General features: G+C 69.4%; 8 protein-coding genes and 1 pseudogene. 1 reads left to right on the top strand and 8 read right to left on the bottom strand.

The genetic code is table 11. The features are described 5' to 3' along the window. The first annotated feature begins 294 nt into the window (after window positions 1–294). Window positions 295–453: a hypothetical protein gene (locus tag ACIOWN_RS33985; RefSeq protein WP_401984402.1), complete on the top strand. Its 159-nt coding sequence runs from the start codon at window positions 295–297 to the stop codon at window positions 451–453. Window positions 454–960: 507 nt separating this feature from the next. Here ACIOWN_RS33985 and ACIOWN_RS33980 read toward each other — a convergent pair. The 8 genes and pseudogenes from ACIOWN_RS33980 to ACIOWN_RS33945 form a co-directional block, all read right to left on the bottom strand. Next, complete coding sequence (locus tag ACIOWN_RS33980) at window positions 961–1515, bottom strand: hypothetical protein (protein WP_401984400.1); 555 nt, start codon at window positions 1513–1515, stop codon at window positions 961–963. Further along, on the bottom strand, window positions 1512–2069 hold the full coding sequence (locus ACIOWN_RS33975) for a hypothetical protein (RefSeq protein ID WP_401984399.1): 558 nt from the start codon (window positions 2067–2069) through the stop codon (window positions 1512–1514). Before ACIOWN_RS33975 ends, ACIOWN_RS33980 begins: the two co-directional genes overlap by 4 nt. Beyond that, the gene (locus ACIOWN_RS33970) at window positions 2069–3052 is read right to left on the bottom strand and encodes a hypothetical protein (RefSeq protein ID WP_401984397.1); all 984 of its coding nucleotides are present in this window, start codon (window positions 3050–3052) and stop codon (window positions 2069–2071) included. Before ACIOWN_RS33970 ends, ACIOWN_RS33975 begins: the two co-directional genes overlap by 1 nt. Further along, window positions 3049–3231, bottom strand: coding sequence for a hypothetical protein (locus tag ACIOWN_RS33965; RefSeq protein WP_401984395.1), 183 nt, complete (start codon window positions 3229–3231; stop codon window positions 3049–3051). Before ACIOWN_RS33965 ends, ACIOWN_RS33970 begins: the two co-directional genes overlap by 4 nt. A 227-nt stretch (window positions 3232–3458) precedes the next feature. Next, window positions 3459–4067, bottom strand: a pseudogene (locus ACIOWN_RS33960) (N-acetylmuramoyl-L-alanine amidase); the annotation flags it as partial. Window positions 4068–4077: 10 nt separating this feature from the next. After that, the gene (locus ACIOWN_RS33955; RefSeq protein ID WP_401984393.1) at window positions 4078–4476 is read right to left on the bottom strand and encodes a hypothetical protein; all 399 of its coding nucleotides are present in this window, start codon (window positions 4474–4476) and stop codon (window positions 4078–4080) included. Window positions 4477–4621: 145 nt separating this feature from the next. Next, window positions 4622–4966 (bottom strand): hypothetical protein, encoded by a 345-nt coding sequence (locus ACIOWN_RS33950; RefSeq protein WP_401984391.1) that lies wholly within the window; start codon window positions 4964–4966, stop codon window positions 4622–4624. 103 nt (window positions 4967–5069) lie between these two features. Continuing rightward, window positions 5070–5740 (bottom strand): H-type lectin domain-containing protein (locus ACIOWN_RS33945; RefSeq protein WP_401984389.1); only part of this gene is annotated, 671 nt, incomplete at its 5' end.

Raw genomic sequence — 5740 nt, 5'->3', positions numbered from 1 at the left:
CGCGATCGAGGAACTGCCCGTCGCGCTCGGCATGCTGACGGTGGCGCGCGGCGACTTCCGGCAGGCCGTCCTCGGCGCGGTGAACTACGGCCGCGCTCCCGCCTGCTGCTCCGCAGCGCGTGATTGACACGCGCTCACGCGCGTGCTAGGGACGCGTCCCGCGTCCCGGTCGGCCGCTCCGCGGCCTCTGGGTCCGCGTCCCGCGGACCGACTCCCCTCCGCTTGCGCTCCGGGGTGGCGCGGCTCGCGCCGCGCGGGGGCCGGCCCGCTGCGCGGCCCGGTACGCTGTGGGCCATGGCAGAGGTTCAGCGGATGTCGCGCGCCTACTTCGATGCGGAGTTCGGTTGGCATGCGCGGGAGCACGTTTCCGAGATAGCACCCGTCGTCCGAGAGAAGACACCAGCTTTCCTGGTGTGGCCGGAACTGCTGATCAGCGAGGACGGGGACCAGTAGGCTTGTCCGTGGGGAGCCTGCGGGTCGCGCGCCGTGGGGTCTGGTCGATAGGGCAAAGCTGTGACAGGCACCTAAGTGGGGTTCGATTCCCCCCCTCCCCCCTCCGGTACAGTGTCCCCAGTGCTACCGGCCCCCGCTCCCAGGGGGCCGGCCACGCTACGATGGGTTCCGCACGGGGTTGGAGTAGTGCCCGACCCCCCACGCCACAGACACCGCACGCGGAGCACGTGCGGTCCGGACCGATCGCCGGATCCAGTGGCACGGACCACAAGTACGGCCCCCACCCTGGCCAGGGTGGGGGCCGTTGTCATGTACGATTCTGGCGGGAGTGAAGGGCCGGTGTGCTCTTCACCAGTGGGCCCCGGGGTTGTGCGCCCCGGGGCCTACTGCTACTCCGGACACGCATGTTCTCCCACGTCGAGGGTCAACCCTTGCTCTTCGTCCCACCAGCCATCGCCGGACGCACCGCACGCGCCGCATTCCCACCGGCCGGCCAGTGAGATCCCGTCATACATCCTGCTCCCTCCGCATGGTGAGGGGCATGGACGGGGTGAGCACGGGCGGGATGATGGGGCCGGCGGCGTGCGCGGCGGGGGTGGCGTCGGCCTGGGTGGGCTGCTCTTCCCCCGTCCCGAACTGCGGGCACTGGACGTGGTGCTCACGCTGCACGCCGTCGTCGTCGGCGGGGGTGCAGCAGTGCGGGCAGTGGCCGGCGCGGGGGCCGCTGCACGTCGGGCAGACCCACTCGGAGTCTGGGGTCGCGCCTACGGTGAAGTAGTGGTGGTCGCTCTCGTGCCGGTGGTGGTCGGGGTGCTGACCGCATCCCTCACGGGCGCACGGCGGCTGGAAGAACGGCGGATCGGGCCGCTTCTGGCCGGCGGGCAGGCGGTCCCATTCCATGTCGACGATGGAGGAGAGCACCTCGTCCTTGCGCCACTTCTCGGGCGGGTGGACGCCACCCCGGCCACCCATGCCCCGGTACAGCGCGCACAGGTCGGACTTCCGCTTCTGGTTCAGCTCCCGACCGCGGCGCAACCAGAACTGCTGTCGTGTCTCACTCATGAGAGGTCGATCTCCACTCTGTCGCCTTCGAATTCGATGCCGGGTCGGTCTCCGTCGTCTTCTACCTGGTAGACGTCGGATGCGCCGCGCTGGAGTATCTCCGCGGCGGCTTCCGGGCCGGCCATGGCCCAGGCGCGGATGACGCGCTTCATCACCTTTTGCATCCCGGTGAGGGTGGTCGTCCGGTGCGCTGTCTTGTTGTACTGGGGGCCCGTGCTCTTGGACCACTTGATGGTGGCGGTCACGGTGACGGACTTGGGGGTCGGGCGCCTCTTCAGGTCCGCGCGGAACGCTGGCAGGATCACGAGGTTGACGTGCGCGTGCTCGATCTGGCGGAGGGACGCGGCGGAGGGGGCCTGCTTCCCGTTGCGCCAGCGGCGCCAGGTGCCGCGGGAAACCCCCGCGGCGCGTGCTGCCGCCGCGGGGGTTTCGAGGGCCTTCTCTATCTGGTTCATGCGGGCCTGGAGGCCGCGCTGGGAGGTGACCGGGCTCTTCACCTCAGCGACCCGGTAGCGGTCTCTCAGCGCGGCGTCCAGGGCCTGGGCAAGGTCCACTAGATCAGGTCTCCGGTGTCGGTGTCGTCGTAGAGGGCCGTGGGGCCGGCGGTGTGCTCGGCGGTCGCGACCTCCACGCTCTTCGGCTTCAACGCGCCGATGGCGTAGCCGGTGGCGTCGATGCGGAACGGCGGCTTGGGCCGGGCCATGACCTCCGGGAGGTCGGCTTCCATGACGGTGATCTCGTCGGTGTGGCCCATGGCGATGACGGGGCATCCGGTGGCCGTGTACCGCCAGGCCTTGCGCCACATGGTGGCGGCGTGCTGGGCGTAGACGGTGTGCGCCCAGTCCGGCCGGCGCGTCTTGCACCTCTCACCCGTGAGCATCATCGACCACGCGGCGGAGTACCCCAGCTTGAACTCGGCGAGGCGGGTGCAGGGGACGCACTCGCAGTCGGCGGGGCGGTCGCCGTCCGGGTGGGCCTGGTGCTGGGCGTCCATCAGGTCCCGGCGGATGCCCTTGAGGTGGTCGACCCATGCCCGGAACGTGGTGTGCGCCTGGGCGGTCCAGGAGTCGAGGATGGTCAGTTCCGCGATCGCGCCCTCTTCCAGCAGTTCGAGCAGCAGGACGAGGGTGGGGGCCGCAATCCAGACGTCCGTCTCGGTCTCCACCCTGGTGGAGTTGCCCAGCGGGTGGACGAGGGTGGCGGAGAACGCCCAGTAGGGGACCGTGACGCGGTAGTAGCCGGGGAGGACGTCACGGGGGGCGGGGAGGTCGATTCCACCCGTGGGGGTGAGGTGCGAGTGCGCCACCTTCACCCCGCCGGCCGCGCCGATGTAGGCCGCGTTGGCGTCGAGGGAGAGCAGGCGGGCGCCCTCCGGGCACTCGTGGATGCTCCGCCAGTTCCACGCCGGGACGAGGATGTCCCGGGCGGGGGCGGGGATCTGCGGGCGCCAGAACGGCTCACGGGTCCGGGCCAGCGGCGGGAACTGCCGCTCCATCCTGGCCAGTGCGGGGAAGAAGCCGGTGGTCTGCTGTGTCATGTGCTCTTCGCTTCCTTGGGAGTGGAGGGCGGGGCGCTCGCTTGCCTGATGAGGTGTCGGACCGCGGCGCCGAAGGAGAGGTGCAGTGTGCGCTGGACCTCCGCGATCGCGGTGAGGTTCTCCGGGGAGAACCCGCACGTCACGTACTTCAGGGCGTCCGGTTTGTGCTTGCGTCCCATGACATAACCCTAACAGGTCCCAACAGGTTTTTGAAGGGGCGGGAACGACAACGCCCCCGCCGGGGAGCGGAGTACGCCCGGCGGGGGTGTTGGATGGGGTCGACCGAACCTTGCCGGACACGCTACCGCTTCTGGAGGGCGGCCACGTCCTTTTCGACCTTGTCCAGCCTCGCCGCAAGCGACTTGAGGGTCGGCGCGGGCGGGGGGGCCGGGGTCGGCTTGGGGCCCTGGAGGATGTCGCGCACGCCGGAGCGGAAGTCGGGCATCTCGAACCCCTTGGGGTCGATCTTGCCGACCTGCCACTCCTTGTGGCCGATGACGGACTTCTCCGTCCACCCGTGGGCCTTGCAGAGGGCCGCGGCGGCCTTCCGCATCGCGTCGAGCTGGACGGCCGGCCACGGGTCCTTCCCGTCGCCCAGGTTCTCGCACTCGAACCCGTACATCCAGTAGTTGCCGTCCATCGTGTTGGTGGCCGGGACGGGCGGGCGGGTCATGTAGGACTCGGCCTTGACGGCAGTGAACACGCGCGGGTCGCCCAGGCCGGCGTGGTTGGCGCGGCCGTAGCCGACGATGTGGACCGTTCCGTCCTTCGTGATGACGCCGTGGCAGAGGGGGCCGGGGAGTTCGGCGTCCCCGGTCCGGCAGAGTTCCACGGTCTTCGCGCTGCCCTTGGTGACGGTGTGATGGATCGCCACGCCGTGCACGGGCCCGAACGGGCCCTTCGCGTTGCGGTTGTGCTCGGAGGGCGGCTTGCCGTTCGTCTTCACCTCAACGACCTTGAGGCCGGCCCCCTTGAGGGCCGCTATGAACTTCGCGTAGGTCAGTGGCGTGGCCACGGTGTCTCCTTCAGTCTGCGTCGACGCGGGCGCCGAACCATCCGCGGTTCGCGGTCCGGCGCTTGGGCTTGGGGGTGTCGTCCGCCGGGGTGTCGTCCGCCGGGGTCTCGTCCTTCTTTTCGGCCTGGTCGTCGTCCTTGCCGTCCGCCGGGGGCTCGTCCTTGGCCTCCGGCGCGGGGTGGAACGGCCGCTCCACGAGTCCCTTGAGCTGTTCGAGGACGGAGTCGAGCTTGGTTTCCTGGGCCTTGAGGCGGGCTTCCAGCCGGGCGGCGCGCTCGTCGTCGCCTTCCTGGCGGGCTTCCTTGGCCTCTTCCTTCGTCTCCGCGATGTCGTCGCGGATCTCGGCGGCCTCCGTCTTGGCCTCTTCGGTGAGCTGGGCCGGGTCGCTCTCGGTCTTCTTCGTCGTCATGGGGTGGCCTCCGGGTCGGGGGTGACGGTCGTGATGGTCCACGGCAGTGCGGGTGCGTTGGGGGTGGGAGTGCACCCGACGTAGACCGCTATCGCGGTCACGGACACCGCAGTGCACAGCATGATCAGGCGGAGTGGACGAAAGTTCACTCGTCGTCGCCCGGTCGTCGCGGCTGAGTGGGGCGGACCTTGACTCCCATGTGCCGGGCGATGGCGCGCAGGTGGTCCATGGCCAGGTGCATGGTGCCGGGGTCCATGCCGTACTGGAGGGCGGCCTCAATGCGCATCATGATGAACCGGGCGATGCTCACGCCGGAGGCGTCGGCGTACTCCTGCCAGCGCTTGCGCTGGGCGGTGGTCACCGGGACGCGGATGGTGTTCTCGTCGAGCAGGTGGCGTATCGCATCGTCGGCGGTGCCGTTGATCCGGTCGGCAAGGTCGTGAACTGCCTTGTGCATCTCAAGGGACACGCGCACGGTCTTCGTTTCCACGGGTGCGGTCATAGTGAACGACAGTAGCCCACCAGTGAACTGACGGTCTACTGGTTAGCCTTGTTAAAGGTTTACTGGTTTGTCTATCCGTTCATCAGGTGTCTCACGTCGTCGCCATGGCGAACCATGAGAACTCCATCGCGGTGGCGGAGCCGCGCAGCACGCGCAGCGTGAAACCCGTCGCGGTCACGCCGGACGTCGCCCAGGACAGGGACGTGGAGCCGCCCGCGGCCGGCGCGGACGATGACGGGGTCACCATGACTTCCGGCTTGGTGGCGAACGGGCGCGAGAACACCACGTTGATGTTGTCGGTCCACTGGTTCGCGACGGGGGTGACGGTGAGGCGTCCGGACAGGATGTTCCCTGCGGTGAGGCGTCCCTCGCACTTCGTGTCGCCCGTCATGACCGTCGACTGGGTATCGATCACGACCTCGTTGGCGCTGCCGTTGCTGGGCCCGCTGCCGTGGAGCCGGATCTCTGCGGGTCCGGCGGTGCCCCTGGCATGTGGCGACGTGATCGCCACTGAGGGCGTGTTGACCCCCAGCCGGGACGTGAGGATGGCACTGATCACTCCGGGCTGCCACGTCACCCCCGCCGTGTCGGCGGGCTGATACTGCGTGCTGGCAGTGAACTCGTCGGCTTCCAGGATCACCCGGGAGCCGGACGCCGACGTCCATGTGGCGGCCGTGGACAGGGTGATCCGGCCGTCCGGCCCGAACACGCTGATGCCCGCCGGGTAGCCATTGCCGTAGGCGTCGGTGCCCGCCTGGCCGG

Origin of the sequence: Streptomyces sp. NPDC087787 (assembly GCF_044743035.1) — a bacterium.
In the GTDB taxonomy this organism is placed as follows: Bacteria; Actinomycetota; Actinomycetes; order Streptomycetales; family Streptomycetaceae; genus Streptomyces.
Note: the sequence above shows the minus strand (reverse complement) of the source record. Positions and strands in the feature narration are given on the sequence as shown.